Here is a 21,367-nt window from a genome sequence, read left to right on the forward strand (position 1 = left end):
CGTCGGATCAGGCCGGGTCGTTCGGTGCGTGCGCTCGGCGTGCGGCGGGGCGCCTCCGTAGCGGAGCTACTCGGGCGACTCAGCCGTGCGGCGAGCGTGCGTGCCGGGCGGGCCGGACCCGACGCGCGTGGTCGGGCGGGTCCTGGGGTGCCGCTGCGGCGGTGAAGCGGCTGGTGGGGCGGGCGGGCGGCCCGGTGACCACGATATCGGTGACGTGGGGTGGGCACCTTGTGACCCTCGTCCCTCGGACCGGGGCGGTCCTGAGGGGGCGCGGCACATGGGGCGGCCCCGGTGCCGCCGCCCCCGTCGTGGAGGTGGGGGCACCGGGGCCGTACGGACTACTTCTCCGTGACGCCGGCGGAGTCGAAGGTCGCGACCTCGTGCATGGCGCGGGCCGCGCTCTGCACCAGCGGCAGGGCCAGCAGGGCGCCGGTGCCCTCGCCGAGGCGGAGGTCCAGGTCGACCAGCGGGCGCAGGCCCAGCTTGTTGAGCGCGGCCACGTGGCCGGGCTCGGCGCTGCGGTGGCCCGCGATGCAGGCCGCCAGCGACTCGGGGGCGATGGCGCGGGCGACCAGGGCGGCCGCGCCGGTGGAGACGCCGTCGAGGATCACCGGGGTGCGCAGCGAGGCGGCGCCCAGGATGAAGCCGACGAGGGCGGCGTGCTCCAGGCCGCCGATCTGCGACAGGACGGCGATCGGGTCCTGGGGGTCCGGCTTGTGCAGGTCGAGGGCGCGGCGGACCACGTCGACCTTGCGGGCGTGGGTCTCGTCGTTGATGCCCGTGCCCCGGCCGGTGACCTCGGCCGGGTCGACGCCGGTGAAGACGGAGATGAGGGCGGCGGACGCGGTGGTGTTCGCGATGCCCATCTCGCCGGTGAGGAGCGCCTTGTTCCCGGCCGCGACCAGGTCGCGGGCAGTCTCGATGCCGACCTCGATCGCGGCGATCGTCTCCTCGCGGGTCATCGCCAGGCCGGTGGTGAAGTCACCGGAACCGGCGCGGACCTTGCGGGGCAGCAGACCGGGGGTGGCCGGCAGCTCGCTCGCGACGCCCACGTCGATGACGCAGACCTCGGCGCCGACCTGGTTCGCGAAGGCGTTGCAGACCGCTCCCCCGCCGAGGAAGTTGGCCACCATCTGGCCGGTGACCTCCTGCGGCCAGGGGGTGACGCCCTGGGCGTGCACACCGTGGTCGCCGGCGAAGATCGCGACGGCGGCGGGCTCCGGGATCGGCGGCGGGCACATCCGGGAGAGGCCGCAGAGCTGCGCGGAGATGATCTCCAGCATGCCGAGCGCGCCGGCCGGCTTGGTCATCCGCTTCTGCCGCTCCCAGGCCTCGCCGAGCGCCTTGGCGTCCAGCGGGCGGATGGCGGCGACGGTCTCCTGGAGCAGGTCGTGCGGCTCCTCGCCGGGCAGGGCGCGGCGGCCGTACGTCTCCTCGTGGACGACCCAGGAGAGCGGGCGGCGCTTGGCCCAGCCGGCCTGCATCAGCTCGGGCTCGTCGGGGAACTCGTCGACGTAGCCGACGCACAGGTACGCGACGACCTCCAGGTGCTCGGGGAGGCCGAGCTCGCGGACCATCTCGCGCTCGTCGAAGAAGCTGACCCAGCCGACGCCGAGGCCCTCGGCGCGGGCGGCGAGCCAGAGGTTCTCGACGGCGAGGGCCGAGGAGTACGGGGCCATCTGCGGCTGCGTGTAGCGGCCGAGGGTGTGCCGGCCGCCCCGGGTGGGGTCGGCCGTCACCACGATGTTGACCGGGGTGTCGAGGATGGCCTCGATCTTCAGTTCCTTGAACTGCTTCGCCCGGGCCTTCGGCAGCGACTTGGCGTAGGCCTCGCGCTGGCGCTGGGCCAGCTCGTGCATCGTCTGCCGGGTCTCGGCGGAGCGGATGACGACGAAGTCCCACGGCTGCGAGTGGCCGACGCTGGGGGCCGTGTGGGCGGCCTCCAGGACGCGGAGCAGCACCTCGTGCGGGATCGGGTCGGAGCGGAAGCCGTTGCGGATGTCGCGGCGCTCGCGCATCACCCGCAGGACCGCCTCGCGCTCGGCCTCGGCGTAGCCGGGGGCGGCGGGGCGGGGCTCGGCCCGCTCACCGGCCTCCTCCGCCTCGGTCCGGGCCTCGGGGAGGGCCTGGGGAGCGTCCTCGGCGACGACCGGGACCTCCTCGGCCACGGCGACGACGGGGGCCTCGCCGGAAACCGCCGCGGCGGCGTCGGCGAACGCCTCGGTGGAGACCTCGGCGGCGGCCGGCTCGACCGGGGCCTGCTCGGCGGGCGCCTCGTCGGAGGGGGCCTGCTCGCCGGGGGCGTGCTCGACGGGGGCGTGCTCGGCGGGCGCCTCGTCGGAGGGGGCCGGCTCGACCGGGGCCTGCTCCGCGGTGGCGGGCTCGGCGGCGACGGGCTGGGGCTGGGGCTCGACGCCGGACTCGGGCTCGGCACCGGCCTCGGCGTGCGGCTGCGGCTCTGCCACGACGGCGGGCTCCGCGACGGCCTCGGGGGCGGGCTCGGCCTCGGCGGGGGGCGCCAGGACGGCGGGCTCCTCGGCGGCGGGCTCGGCCTCGGCGGTGACGGCCTCGGCCTCGGGCTGGGCCGGCACGGGCGCCTCGGGCTGGGGCTGGGGCTCGGCCGGCACGGGTGCCTCGGCGGCGACGGGCTCTGCCGCGGCCTCCGCGGCCGCGACGGCCTCGCCCACCGGCTCGGCGGCCGGCTCCCCGGGCTGTTCGGCGGCCGGGGCCTCCTCGGTCCGAGCCTGGTCGGCCGGGATCTCCTCGGCGGGGGTCTCCGGCACGGTCTCCGCCGGTACGTCGGCGGGCGCGGCGGTCACCACGGCCTCGGCCACGGGTGCCTCGGCGGGCCCCTCGGAGGCGGGCTCCCCGGCCACGGGCTCCTCCGCCGCCGGCGTCTCGGCTGCCGGGACGGCCTCGACGACGGCCTCGGCCTCGGGCGCGCGGGGCGCGGGGACGACCGCCTCGGGCGCCACGGTCTCGGGCGTCACCGCTTCGGGCGTCATCGCTTCGGGCGCCACGGCCTCCGGCGTGACGGCCTCCGGTGCCTCGGTCTCGGGGGCGACGGTCTCCGGCCCGGGGATCGGGGTCCCGGCCGGCGGGGTCGGGGCGGGCTGCTCGGCGGTCGGCACGGTGCCCTCGACCTGGACGAACTGTCCGCTCGGCGGAACGACCGTTTCTGCGGGGGTCTCGGCGGGCGCCGGGGCCTCCTGCGGCTGCGCGGTCCACGGCTCGGCGCCCTGCGGGGCCGTCTGCTGGTCCTGCGCGATGTCGAAGTACTCGGGACCGGTGGTCGGCGGCCCCGGGGTGCGTACGGGCACGGGCGCGGGACCGGTGGCCACGAGGGGCTCCGGGGCGGGCGCCGGGACCTGCGGGGCGGCGGGCGCCGGCGCGGCCGGGCCCCGGTCCGCGAGCGAGCGCACGACGCCGCCGGTGGCGGTGTCCGGTACCGGCGGGCCCATGTGGAGCGGGCGGCGCGCGGGGGCGGGCTGCGGGGCGGCGGCCGGCGGCACGCGGACGCCGCCGAGGTCGACGGAGCCGGAGTCGAGGCCGGCGGCCTCGTGGGCGCCGGTGTCGAGGATGCCGGGCTCGTAGCCGTGGGCGGTGGCGACGGGCTCCTGCGGGGCGACCGGGACGCCGTGCGCCGGAGTGCCGAGCGGCACGCCCTGCGGCGGGGTGGCGCCGGGCACCGGGACGCCGTGCGGCGGGGTGACCGGGGCGGTGAGCTGGTCGGCGAGGACCATGCCGTCCGGGAGCGGGCCGGTGAGCGGCCCCGTCAGCGGGTCCGGCAGGGGGTCGGTGAGCGGGTCGCCCGTGGGGGCGGCCTGCGCGGCGCCCTCGGGGCCGCCCTGCGGCGGGACCACGGGCGGGGCGGGGACGGCGACCGGCGGGGCGGGCACGGTGCCCGGGGCCAGCTCGCTCCAGGCACCCTGGGAGCCCGGCATCAGCAGCAGGTCGTCTTCCTCGGAGAGCTGCCCGGGGGTGGGGCCGGAGGGGTCCAGGTAGGTGTAGGCGCCCGGAGCGGGGATGCCCGGCTGCTCGACCATGCCTGAGTTCTCCGGCAGTCCCTCGCCCGGGACCTGGCCGGTGTCCGTCATGCGTACCCCTCGCCCATCGTTCGTCTTCGTTCAGATCCGCGCCCGCCAACGAGAACGAGCGCCCGTGCCGCGCGGCACGGAGACGCGTCGTCACCCGAGCATTGTCGCGGCCCGCGCCCATCGTGGCAGGCGGATCCACCACGGTGCGCTGTGGACTGCGCCACGTCGCGCCGTCCCCCCGGTGTCCCGCACACCGGTGACCACCGAGAACGGGTCAAGACGGTCATCGATTCGGGACATTGACGAACAACCTGCCGAACATCCCCGTGCGGTACAACAATCGGCCAGCCTACCTGCCCCGGCGCCCGGCCGGGGGTCAGGGGGCGCCGGTGGTCCTGCGGCCGGAGAGCAGGAAGACGACGGAGCGTTCGCGCTCGGTCCAGTCGGCCGGATCGAGGCCGACGGTCTGGAGGAGGAGGGTCTCGACGGCGTAGCCGCCGGCGGCGAGGGCGGTGCCGATCGCCTCGGCCTCGTCGCGGGTGGTGGCGTGGGCGGCGATCCGTTCGGGACGGCGGTCGACGCAGGCGGTGACGACGGGGACGCCGCCGGCGCCGACGCGTACGACGTCGGGTTCGGGGAGGCTGTCCAGGACGTGCGGGGCGCGCCCGGTGACGGTCTGGAGGAGGACGCCGTGGCGGCGGGCCGCGGCCTCGGTGCGGGCGCGGGCGGCCGGGTCGGCGTCGACGGCGATGACGGCGGCGCCGAAGCGGGCGGCCTCGACGGCGAAGTTCCCGCCGGCGCTGCCGACGTCCCAGACGAGGTCGCCGGTGCGGGGGCCGAGCCGGGCGAGCTGGACGGCGCGCAGGGTGGGGTCGTGGCCGATGCCGGGCCGGTCGTCGGAGTCGTGCTCCTCCGGGCGGTCCGCCCAGCCGCGGTCGGCTCCGGCGGCCGGGTCGCCGCCCATCAGCCAGGGGGCGGCGGAGGCCCCGGTGCCGCCGGCGCCGCCGATGACGAGGACGACGTTGGGGTCGCGCCAGGTGTGGTCGGCGGCCTTGTCGGAGGTGAGGACGGAGACCTGTTCGCGCGTGGTGCCGAGCTGCTCGCAGACGACGAAGGTGCGGTGGACGCCGTCGAGGAGGAGGGCGAGTTCGGCGGGGCCGGCGCCCGGGGAGGTGAGGACGGCGACCTTGGGGTGGGCGCGGCAGACGTTGACGGCGCGGCGCAGGGTCTTCTCGTGGGCGACGACGACGCGGGCGTCGTCCCACGGCATGCCGGCCCGGGCGAAGGCGGCGGCGACGGAGGAGACGGCGGGGACGACCTCGACCTCCAGGCCGTGCTCGGGGGCGCGCAGGGCGCGGACGACGCCGAAGAAGCCGGGGTCTCCGTCGGCGAGGACGACGGCGGTGCCGCGGTGGCCGGCGATCCGGCGGGCGGCCAGGCCGACGCTGCCGAGCCGGACGCGCTCGGCGCCGGCGGGTACCTCGGGGAGTGCCAGGTGGTGGGCCGCACCGGCCACCAGGGTGGCGGCCGAGAGCGCGGAGCCGGCCGCGGCGGTGAGGGGCGAGCCGTCCCAGCCGATCACCGTGACCCGATCGGCCATCGCGTCTGTCTCCTGTGGTGTCGTCGCAGGTCGGGGGCGGGTCGAGCGTACCCCGGGCCGGCGCCCGGAACACTCAGCTCCAGTCGGTGTACGAGGAGTATCCGGCCTCGGCCATGTGGTCGGCGACGCCGTCGAGGTCCTCGGGGAGGAGGCCCCACACGATGAGGTCGGTGCGGATGTCGGTCCACTCGCCGCTCTCGGTGAGGCTGCGCGCTATCCAGGCGTCGCGCAGCACGCCCTCGCTGATGCAGCCGATCTTCTGGGCGACCTGCTGGGAGGCGGTGTTGTCGGCGGCGGTGCGGAGCTGGAGGCGTTCGAAGCCCCGGTCGCGGAAGAGCCACTGGGCGACGGCGAGGACGGACTCGGTGGCGTAGCCCTCGCCGCGGGCCCAGGGGGCGGTGACGTACGCGACCTCGGTGGCCCGGACGCGCCAGTCGGTGGAGTGGAGGTGGACGGTGCCGACCAGACGCTGCGTCAGGAACTCGGTGACGGCGAAGACGATGCCGTGGCCGCTGGTCCGTTCGGCGGGCGCGATCCGGCGGACCCACTCCTCGGCGTGGGCGCGGGTGTACGGCTGCGGCACCGAGGTCCAGGCGGTGACGAGTTCGTCGTTCATCATCTCGACGAAGGCGGGGATGTCGGCTTCCTCGTACGGGCGCAGCACCAGTCGCTCCGTGTTGATGGAGACGTCCGGGAAGGTGGTAGTCATGCGCAGCTCCATACGTGAAGACCGTGAAGGCACAGCATGCAGCATGGCGTGGCCGACGCGCATGCGCGGGGGCGCACAAGGCCCCGCTCGCCGGACGGGGCGGGCGGGGCCTTGTGGTGAAGGACTGTACCGGGGGCCTTACTTGACGGCGCCGAAGGCGGGGATGACGGAGCCCTTGTAGGTGTCCTCGATGTACTTCTTCACCTCGGGGGAGTTGAGGAGCTTGGCGAGCTTCTCGACCCGGGGGTCGTTCTCGTCGCCCTTCTTGACGGCGAGGAGGTTGGCGTAGGGGTTGCCCTCGCCCTTCTCCAGGACGAGGGCGTCCTTCGCCGGGGACAGGTCGGCCTCGATCGCGTAGTTGCCGTTGATGACGGCGGCGTCGACGTCGTTCAGGGCGCGGGGCACGGTGGCGGCCTCCAGCTCCTTGAACTCCAGGCCCTTCTTGTCGGTGATGTCGGAGAGCTTGGCGTCGGTGCCGACGCCGTCCTTGAGGGCGATGAGGCCGTTGTCGGCGAGGAGGTGCAGCGCCCGGCCCTCGTTGGTGGTGTCGTTCGGGACGGCGATCGTCTGGCCGGCCTTGATGTCCTTGAGGGACTTCACGGACTTGGAGTAGAGGCCGAGCGGTTCCAGGTGGACGTTGACCACGGGGACGATGGTGGTCTTGTTCTTCGCGTTGAAGTCGTCCAGGTAGGGCTTGTGCTGGAAGAAGTTGGCGTCGACCTGGCCGCTCTGGGTGGCGGTGTTCGGCAGGACGTAGTCCGTGAACTCCTTCACCTCCAGCTTCAGGCCCTCCTTGGCGGCCAGGTTGTCCTGGACGAACTTGAGGATGTCGGCGTGGGGCGTCGGGGACGCGGCGACGACGAGCGCCTTGTCGGCGGAGCCGGCCCCGTCCTTGGCGGAGCCCGGGTCCGAGGAGGTGCCGCAGGCGGTGAGGCCGAGGGCGAGGGCGGTGACGGAAGCGAAGCCGGCGGCGAGCTTGATGTTCTTACGCACGAAGAGTGCCTCTTTCTTGTGGAGCGGTGGACGCCTGGACAACAAGTCCGGACTCAGGGGTGTGGTCTGGGGCCGTCAGGCGGTGCGGCCGCGGCGGGCGAGGAGCCGTACGACGCCGTCGCCGAGGAGCTGGACGATCGTCACGATGGCGACCAGGACGACGACGGTGACGAGCATGAAGGTGGTGTCGAAGCGCTGGTAGCCGTAGGTGACGGCCTTGGAGCCGAGGCCCTCGCCGCCGACCGCGCCGGCCATCGCGGAGTAGCCGATGAGCACGATGACGGTGGTGGTGACGGCGGCGACCAGGGAGGGCAGGGCCTGCGGGAGCAGCACCTTGCGGACGATGGTGGGGATGCCGCCGCCCATGGACTGGACGGCTTCGACGAGCCCGTGGTCGACCTCGCGGATCGCGGTCTCGACGAGGCGCGCGAAGAAGGGGATGGCGCCGATGGCGAGCGGCACGATCATCGCGGTCGGGCCGATGAAGGTGCCGACGACGAAGGTCGTGAAGGGGATCAGGGCGATCAGCAGGATGATGAACGGCAGCGAGCGGCCGATGTTCACGATCGCACCGACGACCTTGTTGACGGGCCGGTTCTGCAGCAGTCCGCCCTTGTCGGTGAGGACGAGGAGGATGCCGAGCGGGAGGCCGCCGACGATGGTGACGACGGTGGCCCAGAGGACCATGTAGAGGGTGTCGACCGTGCCCTGTTCGAGCAGGGGGCGCATCTCTTCCCAGGTCACTTGGCACTCTCCTTCACGAGCACGTGCGGCTGCTGTACGGGGACGGCGGGGGCGGCCTCGCCCTGGGCGTCGTCGACGGGCTCGACCTGGAGGCCGCGCTCGCGCAGGAAGCCGATCGGGACGACGTTCTCCTCGTACCGTCCCGGCAGTTCGATCCGCATCCGGCCGATCTGCTTCCCGCCGACGGTGTCCATCGCGGCTCCGAGGATGGAGATGTCGATGTTGTACGTGCGGGAGAGCTGGGAGATCACCGGCTGGGTGGCGGCCTCGCCGTGGAAGGTGACGTCGACGACGGTGCGGTCGGCGCCGGTGGCCCGGCCGCTGACGGGGAAGAGCTCGGCGGCCAGCTGGGAGCCGGGGGTGGCGAGGAGTTCGGCGACCGTGCCGGACTCGACGATCCGGCCCTTCTGCATGAGGGCGGCGGAGTCGCAGACGGTCTTGACGACGTCCATCTCGTGCGTGATGAGCAGGACGGTGAGGCCGAGCTGCCGGTTGAGGTCGCGCAGGAGCTGGAGGATCGAGCGGGTGGTCTCCGGGTCGAGGGCGCTGGTGGCCTCGTCGGAGAGGAGGACCTTGGGCTCGCCGGCGAGGGCGCGGGCGATGCCGACGCGCTGCTTCTGGCCGCCGGAGAGCTGGCCCGGGTAGTTCTTCGCCTTGTCGGAGAGGCCGACGAGGTCGAGGAGTTCGAGGGCCCGGCGGGAGCGCTCCGCGCTCGGCACGCCGAGGATCTCCAGGGGGAGTTCGATGTTGTCCTTGACGGTGCGCGAGGACAGCAGGTTGAAGTGCTGGAAGACCATGCCGATGCTGCTGCGCGCCCGGCGGAGGTCCTTGCCGGCGCGGCGGCCCTTGCCGGCGAGGGCGGTGAGGTCGACGCCGTCGACGGTCACCGTGCCGGAGGTGGGGCGCTCCAGGAGGTTGACGCAGCGGATCAGGGAGGACTTGCCGGCGCCGCTCTGGCCGATCACGCCGAAGACCTCGCCCTCACGGACGTGGAGGTCGACGCCGTCCAGGGCGGTGACCTGGCGGCCGCGTGACTCGTAGACCTTGGTCAGGCCCGAAGTGGTGATCACAGGGGTTTCCGTCACTGTCGAGTGCGCGACGCGTGGGTCCGCCGTGCACGGGGCATTCGTCAATCGGACAGTCAGGCGCACGGGGGCCGTACCGGCGGGGCCGGGCGGCGGTGTGCGCGGGGCGGGCACGCTCCGGCGCCGGTGGGGCGGTCGGATCGGCTCGGCCGTCGGGGTCTCGCTTCGGGGCGCGAGGCTCAGGCGGGGGCCCTCAGATGGCGCACATTCGACACATGCGAAGAGCACCGGGCGTCTGGATCGCCTCGGTCGCAAGGATGCGGCTGCTCGTCGTGGTCATGGCTGCAAGTAAAGCATGCGCACGTGCGAACGGAAGTCCGGTGTCCGCATTCCGGACGTCGCTGAGACAAGGGGCGGACGGCCCCGGGGGGCCGCCGCACCCTGTGCGGCCTGCTCGGGAGGCGGTTCGGCCGGGGTGGTCCGCGGGGTGCGGTGTGGCCAAGGCCACGGTCTCCGGAGGGCCCGCGGGCGGCGCACGGCGGCTTCCCGCCGGGGTGCGACGGGGCCGAGCGCATCGGGCCATTCGGCCCGTAATACCCTCGGGCGCATGCTTGACGCCCTCACGGTCGCGGTCTCGGTGGCCGCGCTCGCCCTCGCCGCCTGGTGCGGCTTCGCCGCCTACCGGGACCAGCCCACCAAGGACTGGCACTTCATCGGCATGGCCGTGGTGACCTTCCTGGTCCTGGTCCAGCTGATCGTCGGCATCGTGCAGCTGGTCCGCGGCGAGACGGCCGAGGAGGGGACGGTCGTCTTCGTCTCCTACCTGCTCGGCGCGGTGTGCGCGGTGCCGATCGCCGGCTTCATGTCGCTGGCGGAGCGGAGCCGCTGGGGTTCGGCGACGGTGGCGGCGGGCGCGGTCGTGCTCGCCGTCCTGGAGGTGCGTCTCTTCGACATCTGGACGGTGGGCTGACCATGGCGGAGACGGTGGGGACGACGGAGGCCGCGGAGCGGCGGACCCGGCTCGTCAAGGGTCCGGGCATGCTGCTCGTCTGGCTGTACGGCGTGATGTCGGTGGGCGCGGTCTCGCGCTCGATCTACCAGGTGTCGACCGAGTTCGACCGGGCCCCGCTGGCGTACGCGCTCTCGGCGGTGGCCGCGGTGGTGTACGTCTTCATCACGTACACGCTGGTGCGCGGCGGGGAGGCGGCCCGCAGGGCGGCGCTGGTGTGCTGCGCCGCCGAGCTCGCGGGCGTGCTCGTGGTGGGGACGTGGACGCTGGTGGACCCGTCCGCCTTCCCGGACGCCACCGTCTGGTCGGACTTCGGGTACGGCTACGTCTTCATCCCGGTGCTGCTGCCGCTGACGGGCATCTGGTGGCTCAGGCGGTCCCGTACCGCCTGAGCGGCGTCAGGCGGCCTTCTCCAGGGTGACGAGGGTGAGCCGGGGGCCGACCTCACGGACGCCGACCTGGGCGTAGCCCCGGGCGCGGTAGAGGCGGAGGCCGGCCTCGCTGCGGTGGCCGGTGAACAGCTGGAAGCGCTTGGGGGCGGTGTCCGCGCCGGCGAAGTGGCGCTCGATGGCGTCGAGGAGCCGGCCGCCGATGCCGTGGCGGCGCAGCCGCGGGTGGACGATGAGCTTGGCGATGTGGACGGTGCCGTCCTCGTCGGTGCGGGCGCGGACGGAGGCGACGACCTCGTCGCCGAGTCGGGCCACCAGGCCGTGGCCCTCCGCGAGCTCGGCGCGGACGGCGTCGAGCGGCTGGGTGAGCGGCTCGATGGACCAGTCGCCGTACAGCTCGGCCTCGCTCTGGTAGCAGAGGTACTGGAGCTTCAGGATCTGCTCCGCGTCGTCCGCGGTCGCCGCCGAGATGGTCACACTCAGGCCCATGTGCGCATGCCTCCCGCTCATCTGATCACCGATCGGTCCCCCGCACCTTTCCCCGTCGACCTGATGCGGGAACCTCTGCCGCGAGCATTCTGCGCAGGCATCCCAGGCAACGGGAACGCATCGGCCCCAGACTGCCTTGTGAGATACCCAACGTTCCTGCGATTTCCCGGTAGGTGGGGTCCGCGGGGTCGAGCATCGCGTGCAGGAGGCGGGGGCAGCGGCCGGGCGTCCGGGTGACGGCGGCGCGCAGGGTGCGGCGGCGTTCGGCGCTGAGGGCGGAGCCCTCGGGGCCCGGGGCCTCGTGGCGCGCGTCCGGCGGCGCGTCGCCGTGGTAGGGGCGCTCCCGGCCGCTGGTGCGGCGGGCCAGGCGGGCCTCGGCGCGGACGGCCCTGCGGAGCCAGTCGGCGGGGCGCTCCGGGGCGCCGTCGGCGCTGAGCCGCTCCAGGAGGCGGAGCCAGACGGCCTGTTCGAGGTCGGCGGGGTCGATCCCGGCCGCCGCGGCCTCGGCGCGCGACTCGGCGGCCAGCAGCGGGGTGAGGGTGGCGAGGAGGCTTTCCGGGGAGGTCATGCCCGCGACGATGCGGCGGTGCGGGGACGCGGTTGCGTCCCGGCGGGGGAACCACCCGGTCGGCGTACGGCGGCGCGGCGCCGACCGGGCGGTGGCCGGCTCAGCGGGCGCGGAAGTCCTCGGCCGCGAGCAGGGCGGTGTCGGGGTTGTCGGAGAAGATGCCGTCGATGCCGGTGTCGAGGTACCGCCGCAGGGCGCCGAAGGCGTCGCCGTAGGCGGCCGGGTCGGTGCCCTTGCGGAAGTCGGCCGGCAGGAAGGCGTTCTCGTTCCGCTGGGTGTACGGGTGGAGGATCAGGCCCTCGGCGTGAGCGTCGCGCACCAGGGTGGTGGGGGTGGTGAGGCGGCCCGCGGCGTCCTTGGGGATCACCAGGTCGAGGGTGGGGCCGATGCCCTGGGCGTACGAGGCGATCCAGCGCAGTCCGGCCGGGGTGACGAGGTCGGCGACGGTGCGCGGGTCACCGGACTCGACGAAGTCCCAGGGGCGGGTGTTCGCGCCGGAGAGCAGCACCACCAGCGGGGAGTCGACCAGCTTCGCCAGGCGCTGGATGCTGCCGGGCTCGAAGGACTGGAGGAAGACGGCGGAGTCCGCGCGGTGGCGGCCGTGGCGGCGGAGCAGCTTCGCCAGGCGCTCCTCCAGGCCGAGGCCGAGGGAGCGGAAGTAGGTGGGGTGCTTGGTCTCGACGTGGAGCCAGACCTCGCGGCCCCGGCGGCGGCCCTCCTCGTCGGCCCAGCGCAGGACCTCCTCGAAGGTGGGGACGGTCCAGCGGCCGTCGTAGAGCGTGTTCTCCTGGCGGGTGCCGGGGATGCGCTCCTCGGCGCGCAGGGTCTTCAGCTCGGCGAGGGTGAAGTCCTCGGTGAACCAGCCGGTGTAGGCGACCCCGTCGACGGTCTTGGTGGTCTTCCGGGAGGCGAACTCGGGGTGGTCGGCGACGTCCGTGGTGCCGGTGATGTCGTTCTCGTGGCGGCAGACCAGGTGGCCGTCCTTGGTGGGGACGAGGTCCTGCTCGATGACGTGGGCGCCGAGGTCCAGGGCGTGCCGGTAGGAGCCCAGGGTGTGCTCGGGGCGGTAGCCGCTGGCGCCCCGGTGTGCGATGACGGTGGGGACGGGGAGCGAGCGGAAACCGCGGCCGTGCCCGTGGCCCGGGCCGTGCGGGCGGCCGGTCTCGGCGGCCCGCGCGGTGCCCGCGCCGGCGGCGAGCCCGGCGGAGACGCCGAACGCGGCGGCGCCGGCCGCTCCGAGTACCGTGCGGCGGGCCGGGGTCCGGGGTGCGCCCTGGGTCATGGAGGTCCTCCTGTGTGATGTCCCGCACCTGTCGTCGGGTGGACCCGACGGTAGGCAGCGCCCCCCTACGGGCGGCAGACCTCGGCCGAACGTGGCGGAAACACGCGTCAACACCGTGTGTCCGTTCGGTGAACCCGATGTGCGCGCGGCGGTGACCCGCGAGTATCGTCCCGTGCTGCACCGTCGGCTCCCGGAGCCGCCCGCCCGACACCGGAGGAACCGTTGTCCCGTCACGCGATCGTCAAGGCCATCCTCGGTCCGATCCTGCGTCTGATGTTCCGCCCCCGTGTCGAGGGCGCCGAGAACGTTCCCGGGACCGGGCCGGTGATCCTCGCGGGCAACCACCTCACCTTCATCGACTCGATGATCATGCCGATCTGCCTGGACCGCCAGGTCTTCTTCATCGGCAAGGACGAGTACGTGACGGGCAAGGGCGTCAAGGGCCGGCTGATGGCCTGGTTCTTCACCAGCGTCGGGATGATCCCGGTGGACCGGGACGGCGGCCGGGGCGGTGTGGCGGCGCTGATGACGGGCCGTCGGGTCATCGAGGAGGGCAAGATCTTCTCGATCTACCCGGAGGGCACCCGCTCCCCCGACGGCCGGCTGTACCGGGGCCGTACCGGCGTGGCGCGGCTGACGCTGATGACGGGCGCGCCGGTGATCCCCTTCGCGATGATCGGCACGGACCGGGCGCAGCCGGGCGGCGCGGGCTTCCCGCGGCCGGTGCAGGTGACGGTCCGCTTCGGCGAGCCGATGGAGTTCTCCCGCTACGAGGGCATGGACCGCGACCGGTACGTGCTGCGCGCGGTGACGGACTCGGTGATGGCGGAGGTCATGCGGCTGTCGGGCCAGGAGTACGTGGACATGTACGCCACGAAGGCGAAGGAGGCCGCGTAGCGGTCGGCCGTACGCGACGAGGGCGCCCCCGGGATCGTTCCGGGGGCGCCCTCGTGCGTGGGGCGGGGTGCGTCAGTGCTCGACGGAGCCGTCCGCGAGCTTCTGGTCCCTGAGGAGGAACCAGGCGGCGACGGCGGTGGCGAGGAGGACGGCCGCGCCGACGCCGGCGGCGATCCGCAGGCCGTCGACGAAGGCCTCCTGGGCGGCCGAGACCAGGGCGCCGGCCCGGTCCGGGGCGAGGGCCGAGGACGCCTCGACGGCGCCGCCGAGCGAGTCGTGGGCGGCCGCGGCGACGTCCGAGGGGATGCCGAGCGGGGTGGGGAAGCCCCGGTAGACGCCGGTCACGATGGAGCCGAGGACGGCGATGCCGAGGGCGGCGCCGAGCTCGTAGGCGGTCTCGGAGACGGCGGACGCGGCGCCGGCCTGCTCCTTGGGGACGCTGGAGAGGATCACGTCGGCGGTGACGGTGAAGGCGAGGCCCGCGCCGACGCCGACGACGAGGAGGCTCGCGCCGAGGACCGGGTACGCGGTGGTCTGCCCGATGGCGGTCAGGACCGCGAGGGCGAGACCGATGGCGGCGAGGCCGCCGGCGACGACGGAGCGGACCGAGAAGCGGCGGGCCACCCGGCCGGCGAGCAGACCGGCGGTCACCGAGCCGATCGCGGCGGGCAGTTCGGCGAGGCCGGCCTCCAGCGGGGAGCGGCCCTGGACCAGCTGGAAGAACTGGGACAGGAAGAACACCAGGCCGGCGAGGCCGAGGATGGTCAGCAGGTCGGCGAGGACGGCGCCGGAGAAGCCGCGGTTGCGGAACAGGCGCATGTCCAGGAGCGGGGCCGGCAGGGTGAGCTGGCGGCGGACGAACCCGGTGAGGCCGCCGGCGCCGACGAGCGTGGCGACGGCCACGTCGACGGTGGGGCCGTGCGAGGCCAGCTCCTTGATCGCGTAGACGACGCCGATCATGCCGACGAGGGAGAGGGCGACGCTGGGGAGGTCCCACGGGCCCGGGTTCGGGTTCTTCGACTCCGGGATGAGCTTGACGCCGATGACGACCAGGACGGCCATGACGGGCAGGTTGATGAGGAAGACCGAGCCCCACCAGAAGTGCTCCAGGAGGAAGCCGCCGACGACCGGGCCGACGGCGGCGCCGGCCGCGGCCATGGCGCCCCAGACGCCGATGGCGAGGCTGCGCTCGCGCGGGTCGTGGAAGAGGTTCCGGATCAGCGCGAGGGTGGACGGCATCAGGGTCGCGCCGGCGACGCCGAGGAGGGCCCGGGCGGCGATCATCATCTCGGGGCTGGTCGCGTAGGCGTTCAGGACCGAGACGGCGCCGAACGCGGCGGCGCCGACGAGAAGGAGCCTCTTGCGGCCGATGCGGTCGCCGAGGCTGCCCATGGAGACCAGCAGGCCGGCGATGACGAAGGAGTAGACGTCGCCGATCCAGAGCAGCTGGGTGCCGGTCGGCTTGAGGTCCTCGGAGAGGAAGGGGGTCGCCAGGCCGAGCACGGTGGCGTCGACGGCCACCAGCAGCACGGCCAGGACGAGCGCGGCGAGGGCGAGCCACCGGCCGGGACGGCGCACGCCCTCGGTATGGCTCTCCTCGTTGCCCTTGTCGTGGCGGACGGTTTCGGTGGTCACTTCTCCACGCTCCTGCGCGCTCCGCCGAGCAGCAGCTCGGCGATCATGTACGAAAAGTCGTTGGCGGCGACCCGGCCGTCGGCGACGGCCCAGGCGCCCGAGCTGATCAGCCCGTAGAAGGCCTCGCAGAGCCAGGCGGGACTGAGGTCGATGCGGAAGGTGCCCTCCTCCTGGCCGCGCCGGAAGAGCGCGGCGAGGCGGGCGTCGAGCCGGGCCCAGCCCTCGTTCTGCCCGTCCCCCTCGAACAGTTGGTTCTCGGTGACGAGGAAGGAGAGCAGCGGGGCGGCGGGCTGCGTGGCGGCGACGAGGCGCCGGACGGCCTCGTCGGCCGGGCCGTCCTCGATCCGGGCCGCGTCGAGGGCGGCCTCCGCCTCCTCGATGCACCTCTGCTCCAGTGCCCGCACCAGCGCGTCCCGCCCGGCGAAGTGCCGGTGCAGCGTGGCCCGCCCGATACCCGCGGCCCGGGCGACCTCGTCCATGGTGGCGGTCGCCTTGCGGGAGAGCAGGGCGGCGGCGGCGCGGAGCACCTGGGTGCGGTCGACTGGCATGAGACAACCATACTCCGTGTGAGACATTTTTGTCTCACATGAAATTCTGATGCCCCTCCGCGGGGGCGGGCGGAATGCTGGGGGCCATGACGAAGCCGCTGCTGCTGATCGACGTGGACGGACCACTCAACCCCTATGCGGCGAAGGCCGAGCGCCGACCGGAGGGGTACACGACGCATCGGATGCGGCCGGGGGGCTGGTTCGAGACCAAGCCGCTGCGGGTGTGGCTGAACCCGGGGCACGGGACGGAGCTGCTGGCGCTGGCGGAGGCGTACGAGCTGGTGTGGGCGACGACGTGGAAGGGCGAGGCCAACGAGTGGATCGGCCCGCGCCTGGGGCTGCCGGAGCTGCCCTTCGTCGAATGGCCGAGCATGCACGGGGCCGCGCCGCACGGCACGTTCTGGAAGACCCGGTACATCCTGGAGTACGCGCGGGGGCGGCCGTTCGCGTGGGTGGACGACGACATCACGCCGAGGGACCACGCGTACGTGGAGCGGCACCACGACGCCGCCGCCCTGCTGCGGCACGTCGACCCCCGGATCGGACTCCTCCGGCCGGACTTCGACGCGCTCGCGGACTGGGCGGCGGCGCTGTGACCCGCTGAGGGGTGGCGCCCCCGTCGAGGGGCTACTTCTGCTTGGCGGTGGCCCAGGCGTGCTGGATGACCAGATCCGCCTTGACCTCGACGAGCTGGGCGGCGACGGCGGAGGGGGCGGTGCCGCCGCGGCCGTTGCGGGAGGCGAGGGCGCCGGGGACGTCGAGGACGGTGCGGACCTCGGGGGTGAGGTGCTCGGAGATCTTGGCGAACTGCTCGTCCGTGAGCTCGTCCAGCTCCTTGCCCTCGGACTCGGCGACCTTGACGCACTCGCCGGCGACCTCGTGGGCCACACGGAACGGCACGCCCTGCCTGACCAGCCACTCGGCGATGTCGGTGGCGAGGGAGAAGCCGGCCGGGGCCAGTTCCTCCATGCGCTCGCGGTGGACGGTGAGGGTGGCCATCATCCCGGTGAAGGCGGGGAGCAGGACCTCCAGCTGGTCGCAGGAGTCGAAGACCGGCTCCTTGTCCTCCTGGAGGTCGCGGTTGTAGGCGAGCGGCAGCGCCTTGAGGGTGGCCATCAGTCCGGAGAGGTTGCCGATGAGGCGGCCGGACTTGCCGCGGGCGAGCTCGGCGATGTCCGGGTTCTTCTTCTGCGGCATGATCGACGAGCCGGTGGAGAAGGCGTCGTGGAGGGTGACGAAGGAGAACTCCTTCGTGTTCCAGAGGATGACCTCCTCGGCGATCCGGGAGAGGTTGACCCCGATCATCGCGGTGATGAAGGCGAACTCGGCGACGAAGTCGCGGGAGGCCGTGCCGTCGATCGAGTTGCCCGCGCTGCCCCGCTCGAAGCCGAGGTCCTTCGCGACCGCCTCCGGGTCGAGGCCGAGGGAGGAGCCGGCGAGGGCGCCGGAGCCGTACGGGGAGACCGCCGTCCGGGTGTCCCACTGGCGCAGCCGCTCGGCGTCCCGGGAGAGGGCCTGGACGTGGGCGAGCACGTGGTGGGCGAAGAGCACCGGCTGGGCGTGCTGGAGGTGGGTCCGGCCGGGCATGGCGACGTCCGGGTGGGCCTCGGCGAGGCCGACCAGCGCGTCCTGGAGGTCGGCGATCAGCCCGCCGATGATCCGGGCGTGGTCGCGGAGGTACATCCGGAAGAGGGTGGCGACCTGGTCGTTCCGGGACCGGCCGGCTCGCAGCTTGCCGCCGAGCTCGGCGCCGAGGCGCTCCAGGAGGCCGCGCTCCAGGGCGGTGTGGACGTCCTCGTCGGCGAGGGTGCCGACGAAGGAGCCGTCGGCGACGTCCGCCTCCAGCCGGTCCAGGCCGGCCAGCATGCGGGTCAGCTCGTCCTCGGTGAGCAGCCCGGCCTTGTGGAGCACGCGCGCGTGGGCCCGGGATCCGGCGATGTCGTAGGGCGCGAGGCGCCAGTCGAAGTGGACGGAGGCGGAGAGCTTCGCGAGGGCCTCGGCCGGACCGTCGGCGAAGCGCCCGCCCCAGAGCCGGACGTCACCGTTGTTGCTGCTCACTTCTGGTTGCTCCTCGCCTCGATGATCCGAAACCCTTGATGCATGAGTATGCAGAACTCCGCATGATTCGTCAATCAAGCGTCGACTCGGGCGGCAGAACCCGAGGTCGGAGGGTGGACGCGGGGATGCGGTCCGCCGCATGACCAGCGAACGGCTTCCGGATGCCGCGCACCGCCTCCGCCGGGGAGAACGGCTCCCGCACGGCGAGGACACGGCCTCGGCCGCCGACGCCGGGGGCACTCACAGGAAAACCGGCGGCGGAAGGATTCGGGCCGCGCTTAGCCTCCCCGCATGGAGTACGAGACGGAAGTGCGGAAGGCGGCGGTGCGGCGTCTGGGGCGGGGGCTCCCCCTGTACCGGGTGCTGGACGTGACGCGGCCGAAGGCCTGGGCGGACCTGGACGAGGACGTGCGGCAGGCGGTCCGGTACGGCACCCTCGCGCCCTCCCACGGATGGCTCACCGGGGTCCGCGGCCCCGGGTGGCGGGGGCTGTGGGAACGGGCCGCCGACCTGGTGCGGGAGGCGCCCACCGAGGCGCGGCTCGCGCTCGCGCTGTGCGACCCGGACGGCCGGATCCGGGAGGCCGCGCTGGCGCACACGGTGGGGCGGCCCGAGCTGCTGCCGCTGGTCGCGGTGCGAGCGGCGGACTGGGCGGCGCCGGTACGCGCGCGTGCGCTGCGGCTGCTGCGGGAGGCGCTGCCCGGCGCCTCCGCCGGGACGCTCGCGGTCACCGCGCCGGTGATCCTGCGGCTCGACCGCCGACTGCGGGGCGGCGCTGCGGCGGAACTCCTCGACGGGCTGCTGCGGGACGCGGCCCCGGCGCGGGTGGACGGACTGCTGTCCGGCTGCCGCGACGGCGCGACCCGGCGGGCCGCGCTCTCCGTGGCCCTCGACCGCGGGTTGTACGACGGCCTCGGTCTCGCCCTGGTCGCCGCCGGGGACCACGACCCCCTGGTGCAGGAGCGGGCCGCCTCGGCCGCGGTGGCGGCGGACGAGCCGGACGTGACCGTGCCCGTCCTGCTGGGGGCCCGGTTCGGGCGGGTGCGGGCGGCCGGGGTCACCGCGCTGCGCGGGGCGGGCCGGCACGCGGAGGCGGAGCCGTACCTCTACGACCGTTCGGGGCGGACCCGGGCCTGCGCCCGCTGGGTGCTGCGGCAGGGTGGCGGGGATCCGGTGGCCGCGTACCGGACCGCCTGCGCGGGCCCCGACGTTCCGGACCGGGCGCCGCTCGGGCTCGGCGAGTGCGGGTCGCGGAGCGTGGACGCCCCGCTGCTGCGGGAGTTGACCGGCCATCGGAGCGGCCGGGTGCGGGCCTCGGCGGTGGCCGGGCTGCGGTTGCTGGACGCCGTGGAGCCCCGGCGGATGGAGGCGCTGCTCGACGACCCCGAACCCGCGGTCGTGCGGGAGGCTCGGCGGGCCCTGCGGTCCTGAGGCGCGGGCCCGCTCCCGGAACGGCTCGTCAGGAGCCGTCCCCACCAGGGAGGATGAGCCCATGGGAAAAACATATGACCGTATCGACGGGCGGCTTCGGGCCTTCATCGAGGACCAGCCCCTCTACTTCGTGGCCACCGCCCCGCTCTCCGGGGACGGGCACGTCAACCTTTCGCCCAAGGGCCGCCGGGGCACCCTCGTCGTCGTCGACGAACTGACCCTCGCCTACGTCGACTTCGGCGGCAGCACCGCCGAGACGGTCGCTCACCTCCGCGAGCCGGGCAACGGACGGATCACCGTCATGTGGACGTCCTTCTCCGGCCCGCCGACCGTGGTGCGGGTGCACGGCGAGGGCGAGGTCGTGCTGCGGGACGACCCGCGCTGGGCGGAGCTCTTCGCCCGGTTCCCGGAGGAGGCCGTCAAGGACCAGATCAGCGCGCGGGCGATCGTCCTCGTGCACGCGCGGCGGATCAGCGACTCGTGCGGGTTCGCCGTGCCGGTGATGGAGTACCGCGAGGAACGCTCACTGCACGCCGACTTCTTCAACCGGAAGACGGAGGAGGAGTTCAACACCTACTGCGAGGGCAAGGAGCACATCGGCACCAGTCTCGACGGACTGCCCGCCCTCCCGCTGCCGCTGCCGCCGCTCCCCCGGTCGGCCCAGTAGCCTCGCCGCGGCGGGAGCGGCGGCCTAGCGTCGCCGCCATGCGTACCCTCCTCGCGCTCGGCGCCGTGCTGCTCTCCCTCGCGTCCGCCCCGGCCCGTCCGCCCGCGCCGCTGCCCGCGCGGATGGCGGACACCGGTGGCGGCTCCCAGCTGATCACCGCCGTCGCCCCCGACGCCGCCGCCACCACCGGAACGCTGACCTGGTGGGACCGGCGGGGCGGGCGGTGGGTGCGGGCCGGCTCCGCGGCGGCCCGGTTCGGCGCGAACGGGCTGGCCGAGGGGGCCACCCGGCGGCAGGGCACGAACACCACGCCGACCGGCCTGTACGACCTCCCGTACGCCTTCGGGATCCGGCCCGCGCCGGCGGGGACCCGCTACCGGTACGTACGGGCCACCGAGGACTCCTGGTGGTGCCAGGACAACGCTTCGCGCTCCTACAACCGCTGGGTGGAGAAGCTCCCGGCGGACTGCCGCCCGGCCGAGGCGGAGCACATCGTCGCGTACGGGACGCAGTACGCCCACGCTCTCGTCATCGGCTTCAACTACGCCCGCCCCGTGCGGATGCGCGGCGCCGGGATCTTCCTGCACGTGAACGGCGGGGGCCCGACGGCCGGTTGCGTCTCCGTCCCGGCCGACGCGATGCGGGCGATCCTCGCCTGGGCCGATCCGGGACGGCGCCCCCACATCGCCGTCGGCACCCGGCGGGGTCCGACGGCGATCGTGCGGTACTGAACCGGCAGGACGGGCTCAGTTGCCCTTCTGCGCCAGCCGCAGCAGGTGGTCGGCGAGGGCCTGTCCGCCGGTGGGGTCGCGGGAGATGAGCAGCAGGGTGTCGTCGCCCGCGATGGTGCCGAGGATGGCGTGGAGCTCGGCCTGGTCGATGGCCGACGCGAGGAACTGGGCGGCGCCCGGCGGGGTGCGCAGCACCACGAGGTTGGCGGACGCCTCGGCGGAGATGAGGAGTTCCCCGGAGAGGCGGCGCATCCGCTCCTCCTTGGCGGACTCGCCGAGCGGGGCCTGCGGGGTGCGGAAGCCGCCCTCGCTGGGGACCGCGTAGATCAGCTCGCCGCCGGTGTTGCGGATCTTCACCGCGCCCAGCTCGTCGAGGTCGCGGGAGAGCGTCGCCTGGGTGACGCTCAGCCCGTCGTCCGCGAGGAGCTTGGCGAGCTGGCTCTGCGACCGCACCGGCTGCCGGTTGAGGATGTCGACGATCCTGCGGTGGCGGGCGGTGCGGGTCTGCGGGACCGACGGCCCTCCGGGCTCGTTCCCCTGCGCGTCGGTCATCGT

At 74.1% G+C, this 21,367-nt stretch carries 20 protein-coding genes; 7 read left to right on the forward strand and 13 right to left on the reverse strand.

The window, feature by feature from the left end; genetic code table 11:
* Positions 1 to 338: 338 nt before the first annotated feature.
* From cobT to ACFZCF_RS23165, 6 genes are all read right to left on the reverse strand, one after another.
* Positions 339 to 4,097: a nicotinate-nucleotide--dimethylbenzimidazole phosphoribosyltransferase gene (gene cobT, locus ACFZCF_RS23140; protein WP_391288457.1), complete on the reverse strand. Its 3,759-nt coding sequence runs from the start codon at positions 4,095 to 4,097 to the stop codon at positions 339 to 341.
* 316 nt (positions 4,098 to 4,413) lie between these two features.
* Entirely contained in the window at positions 4,414 to 5,637 is a 1,224-nt protein-coding gene (gene cbiE, locus ACFZCF_RS23145) for a precorrin-6y C5,15-methyltransferase (decarboxylating) subunit CbiE (RefSeq protein WP_391288459.1), read from the reverse strand.
* A 73-nt stretch (positions 5,638 to 5,710) separates the two neighbouring features.
* Complete coding sequence (locus tag ACFZCF_RS23150; protein WP_388446913.1) at positions 5,711 to 6,358, reverse strand: GNAT family N-acetyltransferase; 648 nt, start codon at positions 6,356 to 6,358, stop codon at positions 5,711 to 5,713.
* A 126-nt stretch (positions 6,359 to 6,484) separates the two neighbouring features.
* The gene (locus tag ACFZCF_RS23155; protein WP_388446916.1) at positions 6,485 to 7,339 is read right to left on the reverse strand and encodes a MetQ/NlpA family ABC transporter substrate-binding protein; all 855 of its coding nucleotides are present in this window, start codon (positions 7,337 to 7,339) and stop codon (positions 6,485 to 6,487) included.
* 75 nt (positions 7,340 to 7,414) lie between these two features.
* A complete protein-coding gene (locus ACFZCF_RS23160) occupies positions 7,415 to 8,083 on the reverse strand; it encodes a methionine ABC transporter permease (RefSeq protein ID WP_031011893.1) in 669 nt (222 codons plus the stop codon).
* Positions 8,080 to 9,153: a methionine ABC transporter ATP-binding protein gene (locus ACFZCF_RS23165; RefSeq protein ID WP_388446920.1), complete on the reverse strand. Its 1,074-nt coding sequence runs from the start codon at positions 9,151 to 9,153 to the stop codon at positions 8,080 to 8,082. The genes ACFZCF_RS23160 and ACFZCF_RS23165 overlap by 4 nt, the downstream gene beginning before the upstream one ends.
* Positions 9,154 to 9,715: 562 nt before the next feature.
* On the opposite strand from ACFZCF_RS23165, the gene ACFZCF_RS23170 reads away from it, so the two are divergent.
* Complete coding sequence (locus tag ACFZCF_RS23170) at positions 9,716 to 10,078, forward strand: hypothetical protein (protein ID WP_388446923.1); 363 nt, start codon at positions 9,716 to 9,718, stop codon at positions 10,076 to 10,078.
* Positions 10,079 to 10,080: 2 nt separating this feature from the next.
* The gene (locus ACFZCF_RS23175) at positions 10,081 to 10,509 is read left to right on the forward strand and encodes a hypothetical protein (RefSeq protein WP_388446926.1); all 429 of its coding nucleotides are present in this window, start codon (positions 10,081 to 10,083) and stop codon (positions 10,507 to 10,509) included.
* 6 nt (positions 10,510 to 10,515) lie between these two features.
* Here ACFZCF_RS23175 and ACFZCF_RS23180 read toward each other — a convergent pair whose 3' ends face one another.
* The 3 genes from ACFZCF_RS23180 to ACFZCF_RS23190 form a co-directional block, all read right to left on the reverse strand.
* A complete protein-coding gene (locus ACFZCF_RS23180; RefSeq protein ID WP_388446930.1) occupies positions 10,516 to 10,995 on the reverse strand; it encodes a GNAT family N-acetyltransferase in 480 nt (159 codons plus the stop codon).
* Positions 10,996 to 11,020: 25 nt separating this feature from the next.
* The gene (locus ACFZCF_RS23185) at positions 11,021 to 11,563 is read right to left on the reverse strand and encodes an RNA polymerase sigma factor (protein ID WP_391288464.1); all 543 of its coding nucleotides are present in this window, start codon (positions 11,561 to 11,563) and stop codon (positions 11,021 to 11,023) included.
* Between the two features lie 100 nt (positions 11,564 to 11,663).
* Entirely contained in the window at positions 11,664 to 12,845 is a 1,182-nt protein-coding gene (locus ACFZCF_RS23190; RefSeq protein ID WP_391288465.1) for a glycerophosphodiester phosphodiesterase family protein, read from the reverse strand.
* Positions 12,846 to 13,118: 273 nt separating this feature from the next.
* Between ACFZCF_RS23190 and ACFZCF_RS23195 the strand changes: the two genes are divergently transcribed.
* Positions 13,119 to 13,742, forward strand: coding sequence for a lysophospholipid acyltransferase family protein (locus tag ACFZCF_RS23195; protein ID WP_382837667.1), 624 nt, complete (start codon positions 13,119 to 13,121; stop codon positions 13,740 to 13,742).
* A 72-nt stretch (positions 13,743 to 13,814) separates the two neighbouring features.
* Here ACFZCF_RS23195 and ACFZCF_RS23200 read toward each other — a convergent pair whose 3' ends face one another.
* Positions 13,815 to 15,377 carry an MFS transporter gene (locus ACFZCF_RS23200; protein WP_391288467.1) on the reverse strand — a complete coding sequence of 521 codons (1,563 nt, stop codon included), beginning with the start codon at positions 15,375 to 15,377 and terminating at the stop codon, positions 13,815 to 13,817.
* Positions 15,374 to 15,925, reverse strand: a complete 552-nt coding sequence (locus ACFZCF_RS23205; protein WP_391288469.1) for a TetR family transcriptional regulator — start codon at positions 15,923 to 15,925, stop codon at positions 15,374 to 15,376. The genes ACFZCF_RS23200 and ACFZCF_RS23205 overlap by 4 nt, the downstream gene beginning before the upstream one ends.
* An 86-nt stretch (positions 15,926 to 16,011) precedes the next feature.
* Between ACFZCF_RS23205 and ACFZCF_RS23210 the strand changes: the two genes are divergently transcribed.
* On the forward strand, positions 16,012 to 16,521 hold the full coding sequence (locus ACFZCF_RS23210; RefSeq protein ID WP_391288471.1) for a hypothetical protein: 510 nt from the start codon (positions 16,012 to 16,014) through the stop codon (positions 16,519 to 16,521).
* A 31-nt stretch (positions 16,522 to 16,552) separates the two neighbouring features.
* Here the strand turns inward: ACFZCF_RS23210 and argH are convergent, their stop codons facing one another.
* Positions 16,553 to 17,983, reverse strand: a complete 1,431-nt coding sequence (argH, locus tag ACFZCF_RS23215; RefSeq protein ID WP_391288472.1) for an argininosuccinate lyase — start codon at positions 17,981 to 17,983, stop codon at positions 16,553 to 16,555.
* 291 nt (positions 17,984 to 18,274) lie between these two features.
* Between argH and ACFZCF_RS23220 the strand changes: the two genes are divergently transcribed.
* The 3 genes from ACFZCF_RS23220 to ACFZCF_RS23230 all read left to right on the forward strand — a co-directional run bounded on the left by ACFZCF_RS23220 (position 18,275) and on the right by ACFZCF_RS23230 (position 20,812).
* Positions 18,275 to 19,414 (forward strand): hypothetical protein, encoded by a 1,140-nt coding sequence (locus ACFZCF_RS23220; RefSeq protein WP_391288474.1) that lies wholly within the window; start codon positions 18,275 to 18,277, stop codon positions 19,412 to 19,414.
* A 61-nt stretch (positions 19,415 to 19,475) separates the two neighbouring features.
* The gene (locus ACFZCF_RS23225; RefSeq protein WP_388446953.1) at positions 19,476 to 20,081 is read left to right on the forward strand and encodes a pyridoxamine 5'-phosphate oxidase family protein; all 606 of its coding nucleotides are present in this window, start codon (positions 19,476 to 19,478) and stop codon (positions 20,079 to 20,081) included.
* A gap of 38 nt (positions 20,082 to 20,119) precedes the next feature.
* Positions 20,120 to 20,812, forward strand: a complete 693-nt coding sequence (locus ACFZCF_RS23230) for a L,D-transpeptidase family protein (RefSeq protein ID WP_391288477.1) — start codon at positions 20,120 to 20,122, stop codon at positions 20,810 to 20,812.
* Between the two features lie 15 nt (positions 20,813 to 20,827).
* Here the strand turns inward: ACFZCF_RS23230 and ACFZCF_RS23235 are convergent, their stop codons facing one another.
* The gene (locus tag ACFZCF_RS23235) at positions 20,828 to 21,364 is read right to left on the reverse strand and encodes an arginine repressor (RefSeq protein WP_388446959.1); all 537 of its coding nucleotides are present in this window, start codon (positions 21,362 to 21,364) and stop codon (positions 20,828 to 20,830) included.
* Between the last annotated feature and the right edge of the window lie 3 nt (positions 21,365 to 21,367).

Origin of the sequence: Streptomyces sp. NPDC007945, from assembly GCF_042958885.1 — a bacterium.
Taxonomy (GTDB): domain Bacteria; phylum Actinomycetota; class Actinomycetes; order Streptomycetales; family Streptomycetaceae; genus Streptomyces.